This is a genomic window from Fodinicola acaciae (assembly GCF_010993745.1).
Classification (GTDB): Bacteria; Actinomycetota; Actinomycetes; order Mycobacteriales; family HKI-0501; genus Fodinicola; species Fodinicola acaciae.
Map to the genome: position 1 here is coordinate 976,888 of NZ_WOTN01000002.1, position 14,348 is coordinate 991,235.

General features: G+C 65.6%; 14 protein-coding genes. 11 read left to right on the forward strand and 3 right to left on the reverse strand.

The genetic code is table 11. The features are described 5' to 3' along the window. The first annotated feature begins 162 nt into the window (after positions 1-162). The 3 genes from GNX95_RS19940 to GNX95_RS19950 all read left to right on the forward strand — a co-directional run bounded on the left by GNX95_RS19940 (position 163) and on the right by GNX95_RS19950 (position 3,549). Positions 163-780 carry a hypothetical protein gene (locus GNX95_RS19940; protein WP_163508912.1) on the forward strand — a complete coding sequence of 206 codons (618 nt, stop codon included), beginning with the start codon at positions 163-165 and terminating at the stop codon, positions 778-780. After that, positions 777-1,790 carry a hypothetical protein gene (locus tag GNX95_RS19945; protein WP_163508913.1) on the forward strand — a complete coding sequence of 338 codons (1,014 nt, stop codon included), beginning with the start codon at positions 777-779 and terminating at the stop codon, positions 1,788-1,790. Before GNX95_RS19940 ends, GNX95_RS19945 begins: the two co-directional genes overlap by 4 nt. 391 nt (positions 1,791-2,181) lie before the next feature. Next, the gene (locus tag GNX95_RS19950) at positions 2,182-3,549 is read left to right on the forward strand and encodes a restriction endonuclease (RefSeq protein WP_163508914.1); all 1,368 of its coding nucleotides are present in this window, start codon (positions 2,182-2,184) and stop codon (positions 3,547-3,549) included. 21 nt (positions 3,550-3,570) lie between these two features. Here GNX95_RS19950 and GNX95_RS19955 read toward each other — a convergent pair whose 3' ends face one another. Then, positions 3,571-4,788: a TIGR02679 family protein gene (locus GNX95_RS19955; protein ID WP_163508915.1), complete on the reverse strand. Its 1,218-nt coding sequence runs from the start codon at positions 4,786-4,788 to the stop codon at positions 3,571-3,573. A gap of 330 nt (positions 4,789-5,118) precedes the next feature. Between GNX95_RS19955 and GNX95_RS19960 the strand changes: the two genes are divergently transcribed. Further along, positions 5,119-6,306 carry a multidrug effflux MFS transporter gene (locus GNX95_RS19960; RefSeq protein ID WP_163508916.1) on the forward strand — a complete coding sequence of 396 codons (1,188 nt, stop codon included), beginning with the start codon at positions 5,119-5,121 and terminating at the stop codon, positions 6,304-6,306. 65 nt (positions 6,307-6,371) lie between these two features. Beyond that, the gene (locus GNX95_RS19965; RefSeq protein ID WP_163508917.1) at positions 6,372-8,318 is read left to right on the forward strand and encodes a family 43 glycosylhydrolase; all 1,947 of its coding nucleotides are present in this window, start codon (positions 6,372-6,374) and stop codon (positions 8,316-8,318) included. On the opposite strand, the gene GNX95_RS19970 is transcribed toward GNX95_RS19965, so the two are convergent. Then, the gene (locus GNX95_RS19970; RefSeq protein ID WP_187369664.1) at positions 8,301-9,101 is read right to left on the reverse strand and encodes a MerR family transcriptional regulator; all 801 of its coding nucleotides are present in this window, start codon (positions 9,099-9,101) and stop codon (positions 8,301-8,303) included. The two genes, GNX95_RS19965 and GNX95_RS19970, sit on opposite strands and share 18 nt — an antisense overlap. Positions 9,102-9,226: 125 nt before the next feature. Between GNX95_RS19970 and GNX95_RS19975 the strand changes: the two genes are divergently transcribed. The 3 genes from GNX95_RS19975 to GNX95_RS19985 are packed head-to-tail and all read left to right on the forward strand — an operon-like array spanning position 9,227 to position 12,064. Then, complete coding sequence (locus GNX95_RS19975) at positions 9,227-10,411, forward strand: M20 metallopeptidase family protein (RefSeq protein WP_163508918.1); 1,185 nt, start codon at positions 9,227-9,229, stop codon at positions 10,409-10,411. Positions 10,412-10,424: 13 nt separating this feature from the next. Continuing rightward, positions 10,425-10,622: a hypothetical protein gene (locus GNX95_RS19980; protein ID WP_163508919.1), complete on the forward strand. Its 198-nt coding sequence runs from the start codon at positions 10,425-10,427 to the stop codon at positions 10,620-10,622. Further along, positions 10,619-12,064, forward strand: coding sequence for a sodium:solute symporter family protein (locus GNX95_RS19985; protein ID WP_163508920.1), 1,446 nt, complete (start codon positions 10,619-10,621; stop codon positions 12,062-12,064). Before GNX95_RS19980 ends, GNX95_RS19985 begins: the two co-directional genes overlap by 4 nt. Before the next feature lie 3 nt (positions 12,065-12,067). Here the strand turns inward: GNX95_RS19985 and GNX95_RS19990 are convergent, their stop codons facing one another. Then, positions 12,068-13,120 (reverse strand): right-handed parallel beta-helix repeat-containing protein, encoded by a 1,053-nt coding sequence (locus GNX95_RS19990; RefSeq protein ID WP_163508921.1) that lies wholly within the window; start codon positions 13,118-13,120, stop codon positions 12,068-12,070. 90 nt (positions 13,121-13,210) lie between these two features. Between GNX95_RS19990 and GNX95_RS44060 the strand changes: the two genes are divergently transcribed. Genes GNX95_RS44060 through GNX95_RS20005 form a run of 3 tightly spaced genes read left to right on the forward strand, consistent with a single transcriptional unit; the run spans position 13,211 to position 14,347 of the window. Continuing rightward, positions 13,211-13,492, forward strand: a complete 282-nt coding sequence (locus GNX95_RS44060) for an SH3-like domain-containing protein (protein WP_163508922.1) — start codon at positions 13,211-13,213, stop codon at positions 13,490-13,492. Continuing rightward, entirely contained in the window at positions 13,485-13,760 is a 276-nt protein-coding gene (locus tag GNX95_RS44065) for an SH3-like domain-containing protein (protein WP_187369665.1), read from the forward strand. The genes GNX95_RS44060 and GNX95_RS44065 overlap by 8 nt, the downstream gene beginning before the upstream one ends. Continuing rightward, on the forward strand, positions 13,757-14,347 hold the full coding sequence (locus GNX95_RS20005; RefSeq protein WP_163508924.1) for a nitrile hydratase subunit alpha: 591 nt from the start codon (positions 13,757-13,759) through the stop codon (positions 14,345-14,347). Before GNX95_RS44065 ends, GNX95_RS20005 begins: the two co-directional genes overlap by 4 nt. Position 14,348: the final 1 nt, after the last annotated feature.

A 14,348-nucleotide genomic window follows, 5' to 3' on the forward strand; every position in this document is an offset into this window, starting at 1 on the left:
GCGGATGGATTTACCTCTCCGACCACGTTGCGCACGTGCACCTGCATATGCATTATTCATTGGAGGGATAGAAAATCCAGCACGAGGGCTTCCGATTCGGCGGGTGGCCTTGCTATGGTCGCAGGACATCGGCGCGCTGGCCGATGCCCCGGCTAGAATGTGTTGGCCTGGGGAAATGGCGATGGGGCTGACACTCAGGGGTGTGTTGTGCCCAAGCTCGTTGTTCCTGTCGGGTTCGAAAACGGCGCGCGTTGGCGCGACGGCGACCTCACCCATGAGGTGATGTTGCCGAATGCCGCCGCACAGCTCCCACCGGACACGCACGCGGTGTGGCTCGCCGCGTTCACCGATGTCGATGCGGTTTCCGAGCTTCGGTTCACGCTGGCGGAGCTGGTCGGATTCTGCAAGCGTCTTGGCGTCGCCGGTGTCGACGAGATTGTCGGCAACCTTCTCGAGTCGGGCCTGGTCGCCGAATTCGATCCGGACGCGCCGGAGGATTTCTTTGCGCGGCACCGGTTCTATCCGTCGGCGGACGCGCTGGGCAACAGCGAGGATCGGCCGACCGTGTTTCGTATCGCCCGTGAAGGCCGCGTGTTGTTCGAGGTCAACGTGCATGTCTTCGGCGTATGGTCGACCAGCGTGTACTTTCCCTCGTTGGCGGAGGGAATAGCGAAATACGCCGCTGGCGTCGACATTCCGGCCGCGGAGATCGGGCGCAGGTTTGCCCTGTCTCTGCCGGCACTTGTCGCCAACAGGTGTGGCTTTCTCCAGCCCGCATGAACTACCTCGGCGACCAGTTCGCCAGGTTCGGGGACAGGACGCTCGACGGTGCCGGCGTCCACGAAACCGCTGCCAAGAAAGGGCTGATCAAGCAGACGCGCGACGGCGTCGCCAATTTCGTACGGGTGACCATCGGTGGTGCGATAGCGCAAACTCTTTTCACGCCGAGTGTGTGGACCGACGTACATGCCAATCTCGCAAGCAGATTCAACGATGCTTTCGCGAGCGGCGTACCGCCGATGGTCGGCGGTGCCTTGGCCGGCTACGCGATCCTGGTGGCTGAAGACATCCGCGGTGCGCGGAGAACGTCTGCGAAGAACGAGCGGCTGCGCCAGTTGGGCATAGAGCCGGAAGCGGATCCACTCGAGGAAATCAAGAAGGTCAAGGACAATGCCGCGACACTGGACGACCTCGCGAGTCTCGCCGCCGAGGTTCGTAGTGGGATCGCGAATATGAAACTCGGCGTACATCAGGCAAACGCCCGGGCGGACGCGGCAGTGCACCGCGCCTTGGTTGCCGAGCAACGTACAGCCGCAGTCGAAGCCGTTTGCGAGCAGCTGACCAGCCGTTTGGCGCGGGCCGAATCCGTTATCAACAACCTGCATTTTGGGCTGCGCGACGCTCACGACCGGCAGGATCATCTGGATCGCGTACTGGCGACCAACCAGGAAACCCTGAGCCGCCACGGCCAAGACCTGGCCGAGCACGACCACATCCTCAACGACCACGCCACCCGTCTCGACGAAGACGTCCAACTGCTGCGGGCCCGCCGCCGCCCAGCCGTACCGGACACTCGAGCCGGCCCTGCCGCACGCCCAACCCCGCCACCGACTCCAGCACCACCGCAACCTCCTTCCGGGTCCGGACCAGCGCCAGGCTGGGGACCCGCACAAGGCGGCGTACACGGCCCACTACCGCCTCCGACGCACAACAGCCGGTCGCCGGCACCGCTGCCAGACCAGTCCCATTCTCGTACGCCTCAACGCCGCCAAGGACCCCGCCGCACCTGACCGAACGCGACTACACGGACGATTTCTGGGTGCCCGCGACGAAATCGAAACCAAGCTCGCCGCACGGATCGAGGCTTTTGGCGGTCGCTTCGCTGAAGCGTTGTTGAAAGTGCCGCCTGGACCAGGGTGTGTTTCTGTTCGATCCTGGGCGGCTGCTAGCCGAACAACACTCTTGTGGTGGCAACATCGACATGCATCCGGTGCTTGTTGCTCTGTCACCAGATGTGATCGAGCCGCAGTGTGGTATGACCATACTGTCGGCTCGACGATGGGGATCGGACAGAGCTTGCGCTGGTGGTCGGCCGTGCTATTTGCGCGGCACTACAGGCGTACGCCCGCACACCACTAGCCCCGACCGCGAGCAAAGAGGATCGCGAAGGGGACGCGAGGTATGGTCGGTCAACTGTCTGCAGCAGGCATCGTCGACATCGATCTGGCCCAATCCAGGCTATTGGGGATGCTGGATGTATATCGGTATGCGCGAGGCGCCAGCCCGGTCCAGTTCCTCGTCGATGGATATCCCAACTATCATTACGTCACTGCGGTTCCTGGCGGCAACAAGCCAAAGTTGATGCTCGAAGCTGGCATCAATCCGTCTGCGGTGGTCAAACCTTCAGATGGACCGCGATGTCCGGTGATCGCCATCCGATCTAGTCCGTGGAAGGCCGGCCACGCCTCCAATCCTTGGCACGATGAGTTCGACCTCGATCACGGACACGTACGCTATTACGGCGACCACAAACCAAGCACAGTCGGTTTGCCTGGTGCGACGCCGGGAAATCGAGCGCTCATCGATGCCTGGAGATATCACGCTGGGACCAATTCGTCCATCCGTGCAATGGCCCCGCCTTTGCTGCTCTTCCGATCCACTACGGTGAGCAGAGGTGGCCGAAATCTCGTAAAGGGCCACGTCCAGTTTTGCGGGCTCGCACTGATCGAACGCCTTGAGCATGTTGTGCAACGTGATACGAAGACGGGTCGCAGTTTTCCGAACATCGTGCTGGACCTCGCCGTGCTGGACTTGGCCGACCGCGGCGACACGCTTGACATGCAATGGATCGATGATCGACGCAATCGCGCCTACACTGCGGTCCAAGCGAACCAGCGTGCGCCGCGATCCTGGCAACAATGGATTGCGGAAGGAAGAGCTGCCATCCCGAGAGTTCGACGTCGGGTGGTTTCCTCGCGCGTCAAAACGAGTGCGGAACAGGCGCCACCCGTCGACTCCACGGAGGAACTGGAACTTGCCCGCCTGTATCAGTTCTTCGATGGCAAGAAACATGCCTTCGAGCTCCTTGCCGCCCGCGTTGCCGCCCAATTGTTGGGCGTGTCCGGTGCAGTTTACAGAGAAGGCTGGTTGACCAGATCAGGTGGCGACGGCGGGATGGATTTCGTCGGTCGACTCGACGTTGGCTCGCCAGGCTCGACAACCCCGCTCGTCGTTCTGGGGCAAGCCAAATGCGTCCAACCCGGCACGTCCATCAGTCCCGACCAGGTGGCCAGGGTTGTCGCGCGACTCCGTCGAGGTTGGATCGGGGTTTTCGTCACGACAGGAACATTTTCGCGACAGGCCCAGATTGAAGTGATCGACGATCAATACCCGCTCGTGCTGGTAAGCGGTCGCACTTTGATCGACCAAGTGCTCAAGATGGCAGCCGCGGACTATGACGGAGACCTCGACGCGCTTCTCCAGGCAATCGCAGCTGGTTATGAAGCCTCGGTGACACACCGGCGGCCAGAGGAAATCCTCTTCGATTAGCAAGTTTTACCTGGCCGTCGGTCATGGTTTGGCGCCGCTCAGGTCGGTCAACAACGTGTCCAGGACGAGGTCCTCTTCGACGGCTTTTCCGGCCGTACGCATGACATCGGCCAAGTCGGGGTCCCAGGAGGCGGCGACAGGCGAGCCGCTGAGCGGATGGCCGGCGGAGCAGACGGAGACGTACGTGGCGGTGTCGAACTGCCACGGTTGTACGGTCAGGCGGCCGAAAATGGTGTTGGCGATGCGGATGCCGCCCCAGTCGAAATCGCCGTGATAGTGCAGCTGCGCGCCGGCGGAAGCGAGCAACCGCAACAGAACCATGACTGCGGCGCGGGGTTGGCCGTTGGTGCAGACCAAAGGCGGGCAGGAGGAGCCGAGGCGGTCGGCGGCGGCGGAGACGACGGCGGGGTTTTCGCAGATGTAGACGGCGGAAGCGGACAGCGCCGGCGGGTTTCGTACGAGCTGGCGCAAAGTGAGGACGACCGGCTGACCGACGGACTGCCAGGCGGTGAGTGCCCGGCCGCAGGCGGTGAAGGCGTCGCCGGGCAGGCCCAGGGTGAGCACGGTGCTGGCCACGTCGTCACGCAGCAACCCGACCGAGGCCCAGACCTCGCAGCGCCATTCGGCGCCTTCGCCGTCTGGCAGGTCTGACAAAGCGCGGGCCGCGCTGAGGACGAGTGTCGACAGTGGACGGTTGTCGTCCAGGGCGTCGGCGCTGCCGGCGACGCGTTTGGCGAAGCTGCCGATCGGTTCGCCGGAGGCCGGCAGCCGGGCCAGTACGGCGGCCAGGGCGGAGAACAGCTCGGACGACGGCGACCCGGCGAGGCGGCGGAGCAGACCGGAGGAGCGTACGCCGGCATACCAGTCGGCATATTCTGGCTGCCGCTCGACAAACTCAGTCAGCGGCGCGAAAGCGTCCTCCCAGGCGGTGCCGAGGTTGGTGGATCGCGCGGCGATCGGTCCGGTGAGTGCGATGACGGCCGCGCCGAGACCGTCCGGTGACACGCCGGTACGCCGCAGCATCTCGTCGATCGCCGGCAAGGACACGCTGACCGCGGCGCCAGGCCGGGAGCGGCGGCCGAGGAGCTGCGCGACGGCGGCTCGTTGATAGGTGGTGGCGTCGGGCAGGGTGACGGTGATGTCCAGCGTCTCGCCGCGCTCCAGGCGCTTGCGTACGCGCGTCACCAGCCACGCCAGATCAGGACCGCCGAGCACTCGGCGAAGCCGGACGGTGTCCACCTATGACCACCGATCCTGTGTGAGCGGCTGGCAGTCCGTCGTCACCGTGCTCCTTCCCTCTGGCAGAGGTTACGGCAGTGGCCTGGTCGTTCCGCGCACCGGCCCAGGCATGTCGGCATACGCGCGCGATCGGGTCTCGACCGGCCGCGTGATCTGCGCGGAATCGCTGGCGAGGCCCATTTGTCACCTTGTTGACCGGTTTTGCCGCTGGACTGGGCAAGAAGGTGTCAATCGGACGCCGAAGTTGGTGTCCGATTGACACCTCCGGTGGAAGAAGCGCAGGACACAGGTCGTTGGTGGGACTTCGAAACAGACCCTAGGGTGGCGGAGGTGACGGCCACCGCGATCGACACCCGTGAGCGCATCCGGCGCCGGCCCGTACGCACCATCGCGATCCTCGCTGGCATCTCGGCGTTTGGTCCGCTCACGACCGATGTCTATCTGCCGGGTCTGCCGCAGGTCGGCCACACGTTCGCGACGACCGCGTCCAACGTCCAGCTGACGCTGACCGCCTGCCTGGCCGGCCTCGCGCTCGGACAGCTGGTCGCCGGGCCGCTCAGCGACCGGTTCGGCCGCCGGCGGCCGCTGCTGGTCGGGCTCGCGCTTTTCGTGGTGGCGTCCGTCGCGTGTACGGTCGCGCCGACGATTTATGCCTTGGACGCGGCGCGTTTGGCGCAGGGGCTGGCCGGCGCGGCAGGCATCGTGATCGCGCGCGCGATCGTACGAGACTTGCACACCGGCAAGGCGGCCGGACGATATTTCTCCGCGCTGGCCGCCGTTGGCGGTGTGGCGCCGATCGTCGCTCCGCTGCTCGGTGGACAACTGCTGCGGATCATCCCGTGGCAGGGGATTTTCTTGGTGCTGGCGGCGATCGGGGTCGTGCTGTTCGTCGCCGTCGCGGTCGCCATCCCGGAGACGCGTGCTGCCACGCAAAAGGCCGCTTTCGTGGTATTGCTGAAAGATCGCCGCTTCGTCGGCTACGTGCTCGGCGGTGGGCTCGCCTTCGCCGCGATGTTTTCCTATATTTCCGCGTCTTCCTTCGTGTACGAGGGCCAGTTTGGCGTCTCACCACAGGTCTACAGCCTGCTGTTCGGCCTCAACAGCCTCGGCCTGACGATCGCCAGCGTCCTCAACGGCCGGCTGCTCAGCCGCTTCAGCATGACCAGACTGCTCGCCGTCGGCCTGGCGATGACGGCCGGCGGTGGCATCGCGCTGCTGGTGTGCGTGGTCGCCGGAGCCGGCATCGCCGGCATCGTGCCGACGTTGTTCGTCGCGGTCTCCGGCATTGGCATGATCTTCCCGAACAGCGTGGCATTGGCGATGAGCGCGCACGGCGAGCGGGCCGGCAGCGCGTCCGCGGTGATCGGTGTCGTGCAGTTCACCTGTGGCGCCGCGATCGCGCCGGTGGTCGGCATCGCCGGCGTGAGCGCGGTGCCGATGGCGGTCGCGATGGCCACGCTCGGGATCGCCGCGATCGTGGCCGTACGGCTCGGCGAATTCGCCGCCAAACGCGGATAGGCCTTGTCCGATCGCCGCGACTGGCATACCGTGCGGCGGCGGTTTCCTTCCGAAGGACGGATACGATGAGGCTCGCGGTCGCGCTGTCGGTTTTGTTGTCCTTGCTGGTCACTCCGGCGTACGCGGACGCCGCGCCGGCGCCGTTGATCGCTCGGGACTTTCCCGATGCCGACGTGTTGGTGGACGGCGGCAATTACTACGCGTACTCGACGAACAGCTCGTACGGCGGCCGGTTGGTGAACGTGCCGATCGCGACGGCGGCGAGCGCGGCCGGGCCGTGGACGGCAAGCGGCGCGGATGTGTTGCCGACGCTGCCCGGCTGGGTCACCACGGATCCGTCCAACGGTACGAAAAACGTGTGGGCTCCGGACGTTTCGCGCCGCGACGACGGCGTTTTCCTGATGTATTACACGGCTCGGCACAGCAGTGGGCTGCAGTGCATCGGCGCGGCGACCGCGTCGACGCCGACCGGCCCGTTCACCCCTGTCGGAACGCAGCCGCTGGTGTGCAACTCTCCCGATCACGGTGACATCGATCCGTCGAGCCTGGTGATCGACGGCCATCGCTACCTGGTCTACAAGGACAACGCCAACAGTGCCGGCCAGCCGGCTTCGGTGTGGATCAACGAAACCGCCGCCAACGGCATCAACTGGGTCGGCGACCGATTCCAGCTGCTGACCGCCGACTCTGCCGGCGACGAGCACACCGTCCTGGACGCGCCGACGATCGTACGGCATGACTCGCAATACGTGCTGTTCTATTCGGCGGACGCGTGGAACGCCAGCTATCACGTGAAATACGCGGTGTCGTCCACGCTCACCGGTCGATACACGAAACAGGGCACGGTCCTGGACTCGGCGACCTGGCCCGGTGTCGTCGGCAATCCCGGCGGCCAGGACGTGGTCGGCGACCGGATGTTCTTCCACGCCTCGAAAAGCAACGGCCGGAACCTGTACGCGGCGCCGCTGAGCTGGCCTCATGGCGTGCCGACGGTAGCAACCGCAACGATCCCCGCTGGCGACTATGTGCTGACAGCGCAACACAGCGGCCAGTCGCTCGACGTGTTCAACGGGTCCACTGTGGACGGTGAACGGGTCATCCAGTGGCCGTATCACGGAAAGACAAACCAGGAGTGGCACTTCGCGCCGCAGGCCGACGGGTCGTACGCGATCACCGCGTCGCACAGCGGACTCGCGCTGACCGCCACCGACTCGCAGGTCGTCCAGTCCGCCGATCGCGGGCTTTCCAGCCAGCGCTGGTATCTCGACGAGGATCTGGCCGGCGGCTGTCGCATCGTCTCGGTCGCGACAGGCAAGCTGCTCGACGTGTACGACGCGTCGATGGACAACGGCGCCAACGTCATCACCTGGCCGAACAACGGCGGCGCCAACCAGCATTGGAGACTGGAGAAAGTCGCGTCGATCATGCCGCTCGGCGACTCGATAACGTACGGCAACGGCGACGCCAACGACGCGACCTCCTATCGCACTGGCCTGTGGAACCGGTTCATGGCCGCGCCGGGCGTCAAGCCGGACTTCGTCGGATCGGTCCTGTGGGGAAACATTCCGGACTCCGACAACGAAGGCCATCCAGGTTGGCGGATCGATCAGATCGCCGATGGCATCGCCAACTCTGGTTGGCTGGCCAGCCAACCGAAATACGTGCTGCTGCACATCGGCACCAACGACGTGAACCAGGATTATCAGCTGCCGACCGCGCCGGATCGGCTGCGCGACCTGATAAATCTCATCAAGTCCAAGGACCCCGGTGTGACGATCCTGGTCGCGTCGATCATTCCGGCGCGCGACGCCACGCTCAACGCGCGGGTCAACGCCTACAACGCGGCGATCCCCGCTATTGTCCAGCAGGCCGGCGCAAACGTACGGTTCGTCGACATGAACGCGCGGATCACCATCGACGACCTGTCACCGGACGGCATTCATCCGTCCGACGCCGGCTATCTGAAGATGGGTGACGTCTGGTACGACGCTTTGTCACCGGTTGTTCGCTAGCGGAATGCTGACCTCCATGCCGACCGCCTGACCGTCCTCGATCACGCCGATCTGCCGCAGCCGCGACAGGTCGAGGTCGACACCACGCCGCTCGGCTTCGGCGAGCAGAGCGATCACCGGCGGATGCGTCGCGCCGTCGACGACCGGCATCGGATCATCGTGCCGCCAGCGCACCGCCGGCTCCGGACCGGCCGGAGTCTCGCCGACCGTGACCGTCCACTGTGGAATCGACCAGTCCGGCGGTAACGCGCGGGGCACTGGCCAGCAACAGAGCAGCTCCACGCGATCGCCGTTCGCGGACGTACGCATGGACGACCAGAACGGCCCGATCGGTGCGTTTTCCGCCGCTGACAACGCTTTCCAGAGCGCCGCGAAGGCGTCGTTGGCCTGGTCGGTGTCGGCATCGACCGGCAGCACGACGGCCACCCACGGTTGCGCGCTGACCGTACGCTCCACGATGTCCCAGCCGGCATCGTGTTTCATCATCAGCTCAAGTGCCTCCAGCGCCGCGTCCTGCCGTGCTCGCTCGGCGGCCAGCCGTTCGCGTTGGGTGGCCACAATGGACACCTCCCCGCGCAGCACCTGGTCGGCGTCGGCCAGGCTGATGCCGGCGGCCCTGGCCGCCTTGAGGCGTACGGCCGCGTCCAGCTGGCCGGCGGCATAGCGGCGATAGCGCGACCATTCGTCCACCTCGGCCGGCCGCAACAGGCCCTGCTCGTCATAGATCCGCAACGCCTTGTTGCTCAGCCCGCTGAGCTGCGAAAACTCTCCTGTGGTCAACATGGCTCAAGTGTGGACCCGGCCCCGGGGGCGAGGTCAAACCGGACCTGGCGCTGTCCGTTAAGGGCCACTCGACTGGTCCACTGCATACAGTTGACGGACACTGCTGGTCAGCACTGGGAGGGTTCATGAGCCTGCGTACGGATGCCGCCGAGCTGAGCGCCGAACTGGTCGCGCTGCGCCGCGAGTTGCACCAGATCCCGGAGATCGGCCTGCGGTTGCCGCGTACGCAGGAAAAAGTGCTGGCCGCGCTGGACGGCCTGCCGCTGGAGGTCACCACCGGCAAAAACGTGTCATCGGTCGTTGGTGTTCTCCGCGGCGGCAAACCCGGTCCGGTCGTGTTGTTGCGCGGCGACATGGACGCGTTGCCGGTCACCGAGCGCTCCGGCGAGCAGTTCAGCTCGCGGCACGAGGGCGCGATGCACGCGTGCGGACACGACCTGCACGCCGCCGGCCTGGTCGGTGCGGCGCGGTTGTTGGCCGCCCGCAAGGAAGAACTCGCCGGCGACGTGGTTTTCATGTTCCAGCCCGGCGAAGAGGGCCACGACGGCGCGCGGCACATGGTGGAGGAAGGAGTCCTCGACGCGGCCGGACGGCCGGTGGAACGGGCGTACGGACTGCACGTCATCTCCAACGAATATCCGCTCGGCGCGTTCCGCACTCGGCCGGGTTCGCTGATGGCGGCCTCCGAAGGCCTGTTTGTACGCGTGATCGGCGCCGGCGGGCACGGCTCGAGTCCGCACCGCGCCAAGGATCCGGTGCCGGCGGCTTGTGAGATGGTCGGCGCGCTGCAGACGATGGTGACCAGGAGCATCTACATCTTCGACCCCGCCGTGCTGACGGTCGGCTATTTCCGTGCCGGTACGCGCCGCAACGTCATCCCCGACGACGCCGTCTTCGAGGCGACCATCCGGTCTTTTTCCAGGGATGCCAGGGAAACCATCCGGGCCGAGGCGGTGCGCGTGTGCGAGGGCATCGCGGCGGCGTACGGCCTGGACATCGAGGTGCGCTGTGAGGGGGAGTATCCGATCACCGCCAACGATCCGGCCGAGTACGAGTTCGTCGCCCAGACCACGCGCGAGGTCTTCGGCGAGGATCGCTTTGAGCGGCTGGAAAACCCCGTCGCCGGCTCGGAGGACTTCTCCAGGGTGCTCGACCGGGTCCCCGGCGCGTTCGTCTTTCTCGGCGCGACCACGTCCGCGGATCCGTTGACGGCACCAGGAAACCACTCGCCGATCGCGGCCTTCGACGACAGCGTGATCGCCGACGGCGCCGCGTTGTTGGCCGAGCTCGCCACGCGAAGGCTCAGGTAAACCGGGAGGCGCTGTGCGTCCGTACTATCTCATCCCCGCTGTGCCGGCACTGGCACTGGTGTTGACGCCGGTGCTGCCCTTCCTGAACACCACCGGACTGTGGCTGGGGATGCCGCGGATCATGGTCTGGTCGGTGGTCTGGGTGGCGCTGCTGACCCCGGCGCTGTTGCTCGTCGAGCGGCTGACGTTTGCCGGAAAGGACGAGAAATGATCCTCGCGTTCACGTTCGCCGGAATCGTCCTGATCGGCGTGCTCGGCTTCGTCGGCCGCCGCCGGCCGGCCGCGGATCTCACCGAATGGACCGTCGGCGGCCGGAAAGTCGGCGCGGTCAGCATGTGGTTTCTGCAGGCCGGCGAGATCTTCACGACCTTCACCTTTCTCGGCATGGCCGGCCTGGCGTTCACTGGCGGTGTGGCGGCCTTTTACGCGCTGCCGTACGTGCCGATCGCTTATGCCGTGCTGTATTTCATCGCGCACCGCCTGTGGTCGCTCGGCCGCGAACGCGGTTATCTGACCCAGGGCGACTATCTGGAGGACCGGTTCCAGAGTCGTACGCTTGGCACGCTGTCGGCCGTGCTCGGCGTGATTTTCGTGTTGCCGTATCTGCAGTTGCAGATCACTGGCCTCGGCCTGATCGTCAAGCTGGTCACCGGCGACGCGGCGTCGAGCACGCTGAGCATGGTGATCGGCTTCGTGCTCGTCGTCGCTTTCGTGCTGTGGGCCGGATTGCGCGGCGTCGCGGTCACCTCGTATTTCAAGGACGCCATCATGCTGGTGGTGCTCCTTGTCCTGCTGATCGCGATCCCGGTGCATTTCGCCGGTGGCATCGGCGCGATGTTCGAGCGGATCCAGCAGCTGCACCCGGACAAGCTGGTCCTGCACGCCGGTCCAAACGACCAGGCGTGGTTTGCCAGCAGCATGATCGTGAGTGCGATCGGTGTCGCGTTGATGACGTTGCCGCACCAGTGGGCTCCGCTGCTGTCGGCGCGCGATCCCAAGGTGTTGCGCCGAAACTACACCTGGATGCCCTTGTACGGTCTGTGCATCGCGTTTCCGATGGTCGTCGGCTTCGCGGCGCTTTTGGTGCTGTCAAAGGACAGTTCCTCCAACGCGGTGCTGTTGACGTTGACCAAGCAGGTGCTGCCGGGGTGGGCCACCGGGTTGATCGTGGTCGCCGCGATCGCCACCGCGATGGTGCCGGCCGCCGGCATCCTGATCGGCATTTCCTCGCTGGTGGCGCGAAACATCGCGCGCGTACGCAACGAGCGTGGCCAGTTCTGGATCAACCACGGCACGATCGTCGGCGCCTGCGGATTGGCTCTGGTGCTGGCGATCGTACGGCCGGACCTGCTGGCCAACCTGCTGCTGCTGACCTACAGTGGCACCGTGCAGCTGGCGCCGGCCAACCTACTTGGCTTGCTGCGCAAGCGATGGGTGAGCAAGGTGCCGATCCTGGTGGCGTTGGTCGTCAGCGAGATCGTGGTCATCTACCTGACGTTCTGGGCTCCGCACCTGTTCGGCAACGTCAACATCGGCATCGTCGGGCTCGTCGTGAACCTCGTCGTGTTGGTGGTCGCCGGCGTCATCGAGCGAGCCGTCGGTCGCGCGCCGTCGGCGTCACCGGTGCCGGCGGCTGAGCGTACGCCGTCGTAAGAATCAGTGCGCCGGACAGGATTTGGCGACTGGCACGTTGGCGACACCGGCCTCGGCGGCGGTGACTTTGTTGTCAGCGCAGACGATGTTGCCCGGCCCTTTCGCGTCGATGCGAAAGCCATAGCCGGTCGCGTCGCCGAGATCCGCGGTGTTTCCGGTGAAAACATTCATCCGGCCGTAGGCGCCGGCCTTGTCGACCACGTGGGTCTGGAATCCGTCCCCGCCGTCCGGCAGTGCCGGCAGATAGCTGCCGCGGTTGGCCGCGATCACGTAGGCGTTTCCTTTGACGTCAATCCAACTGTCCGCGTGGTTCTCACCGGCGATGCCGTGCCCGTCGAAGGTGTTGCCGCGGATCTCGCCGTTGGACGTGCCTTCCTTGATGTCGATTCCTTCGGCGCGTACGTCCGGTCCGATGTGGTTGCCGATCACGCGGTTGCGCAGCGAGGCGTCCGGCTGTCCGCCACTGATCTTCTTCCAGTTGCTTTCGGCGGAGCCAAGGTAAATGCCTTCGCCGAAGGCCGCCCGCCGCAAGCCGGTGTCGCTGACCGACGAGCCTTGGACGACGTTGTCGGAGCTGAAATCGCGCAGGTGGATCGCTTCGTCGCCGATGTGTCGTACGGTCACCGCGTCGATCGTGCTGGACGACGTGTGGTCGACGACGATCCCTTTCTGTGCGTTGGTGACGGTGAATCCCTGCAACACGACGAAAGCGCTGTCCATCAGGTGAAATCCATAGCCGCTCTTGACGCCACCGCCGTCGAGCACGGCTTTTGCCGAGCCGGTGACGACGATCGGCCGCTGGCTGGTGCCTTTCGCGCTGAGGACGAACGTGCCCGCGTACGTGCCGTCGGCCAGCCGGATCACGTCACCGGCTTTGGCGTTTTTCAATGCAGCCGTCAGGCCGCGGCTGTCGCTTACGGTCACCGTCGGCTGGTACGACCGCTGCGGCATCGCCGCCGGCACGGCGTGGCCGGCCGTGGAGCCTTTCGGCTCTGTCGCCGTACATCCGGCGACGAGCAGTGCGGCACACAGCAGGGCAATCGTCGGAATCCGCATGCTTGGCAGCGTAGAATCACCGCGCAAGGTCTAGTGGTGTGTTTCCGAACCGGCATCCCATTCCAGAAACACACCACTAGGATGCGGCTTATGGCCAGGATCAACGATGTCGGCGGCATGCAGGGGTTCGCGCCCATCGACACCAGCGACGACGGCGAGCCGTTCCACGCCGACTGGGAGGCGCGGGTCTTCGGCCTGAACAGCACGCTGGTCCGCCAGGGCGTCTACAACCTGGACGAGTTCCGCGACGCGATCGAGCAGTTACCGCCGCGGCTCTATCTGCGCTCGTCCTATTACGAGCGCTGGTATCATGCGATTTGCGCGCTGTTGCTGCGAAAAGGCGTCGTGTCGGCCGGTGAGCTCGATGGCTGACCGGTTCGCGCCAGGCGCGCGCGTACGGACCCGCGCCGTCGATCCCGCGCACCACACGCGGCTGCCGCGTTACGCGCGCGGTCAGTGTGGTGTCGTGGTCGAGCGGGAAGGCCGCCATCCGCTGCCGGACGCGCGCGCACAGAGCCTGCCGGACGCGCCGGTCGAGACGGTCTATGCCGTACGGTTCACCGCAGCCGATCTGTGGGGCCGCGGCAACCACAGCGTTGTCCTTGATCTGTGGGAAAGTTATCTGGAGGAGGCGACGTGAGCGGCGACCACTCCGATGCCGAGATCTCGCGCCGGGTGCGCACTTTGGAGACGCTGCTCGAAGAACGTGGCCTGGTCGACGGCAGGGTGCTCGACGAGGCGCTGGACGCCTACCTGAAACGAGCGACGCCCGCCAACGGCAAGAAGCTCGTCGCGCGTGCCTGGCTCGACGAGGGTTTTCGCACGCGGTTGCTGGCAGACGGCAACGCGGCGATCGCCGAGCTGGGGATGTCGATGGGTGGCGGCCTGCAGGACCAGCGGCTCAGAGTCGTTGCCAACGACGAAAAAACCCACAACGTCATCGTTTGTACGCTGTGCTCCTGCTATCCGATCGCGCTGCTCGGTCCTTCGCCGAGCTGGTACAAGAGTGAGGCCTACCGGTCGCGGGTGGTCCGCGACCCGCGCGGCGTGCTCGCCGAGTTCGGCACCGACCTGGATCCCGGTGTGGAGGTCACGGTTTGGGATTCCAGCGCGGAAACGCGCTATCTGGTCGTGCCGCGCCGGCCGGAGTCGACGGCCGGTTTCTCCGAGGAACAGTTGGTCGACGTGGTGACCCGCAACGGTCTCATCGGCACGGCGCTCGTCTGAG

Excerpts from the sequence above, each read along its gene's own strand:
- GNX95_RS19945 (WP_163508913.1), top strand. The coding sequence starts at position 777 with ATGAACTACCTCGGCGACCAGTTCGCCAGGTTCGGGGACAGGACGCTC.
- GNX95_RS19950 (WP_163508914.1), top strand. The coding sequence starts at position 2,182 with ATGGTCGGTCAACTGTCTGCAGCAGGCATCGTCGACATCGATCTGGCC.
- GNX95_RS19965 (WP_163508917.1), top strand. The coding sequence starts at position 6,372 with ATGAGGCTCGCGGTCGCGCTGTCGGTTTTGTTGTCCTTGCTGGTCACT.
- GNX95_RS19970 (WP_187369664.1), bottom strand. The coding sequence starts at position 9,101 with ATGTTGACCACAGGAGAGTTTTCGCAGCTCAGCGGGCTGAGCAACAAG.
- GNX95_RS19975 (WP_163508918.1), top strand. The coding sequence starts at position 9,227 with ATGAGCCTGCGTACGGATGCCGCCGAGCTGAGCGCCGAACTGGTCGCG.
- GNX95_RS19985 (WP_163508920.1), top strand. The coding sequence starts at position 10,619 with ATGATCCTCGCGTTCACGTTCGCCGGAATCGTCCTGATCGGCGTGCTC.
- GNX95_RS19990 (WP_163508921.1), bottom strand. The coding sequence starts at position 13,120 with ATGCGGATTCCGACGATTGCCCTGCTGTGTGCCGCACTGCTCGTCGCC.
- GNX95_RS44060 (WP_163508922.1), top strand. The coding sequence starts at position 13,211 with ATGGCCAGGATCAACGATGTCGGCGGCATGCAGGGGTTCGCGCCCATC.
- GNX95_RS44065 (WP_187369665.1), top strand. The coding sequence starts at position 13,485 with ATGGCTGACCGGTTCGCGCCAGGCGCGCGCGTACGGACCCGCGCCGTC.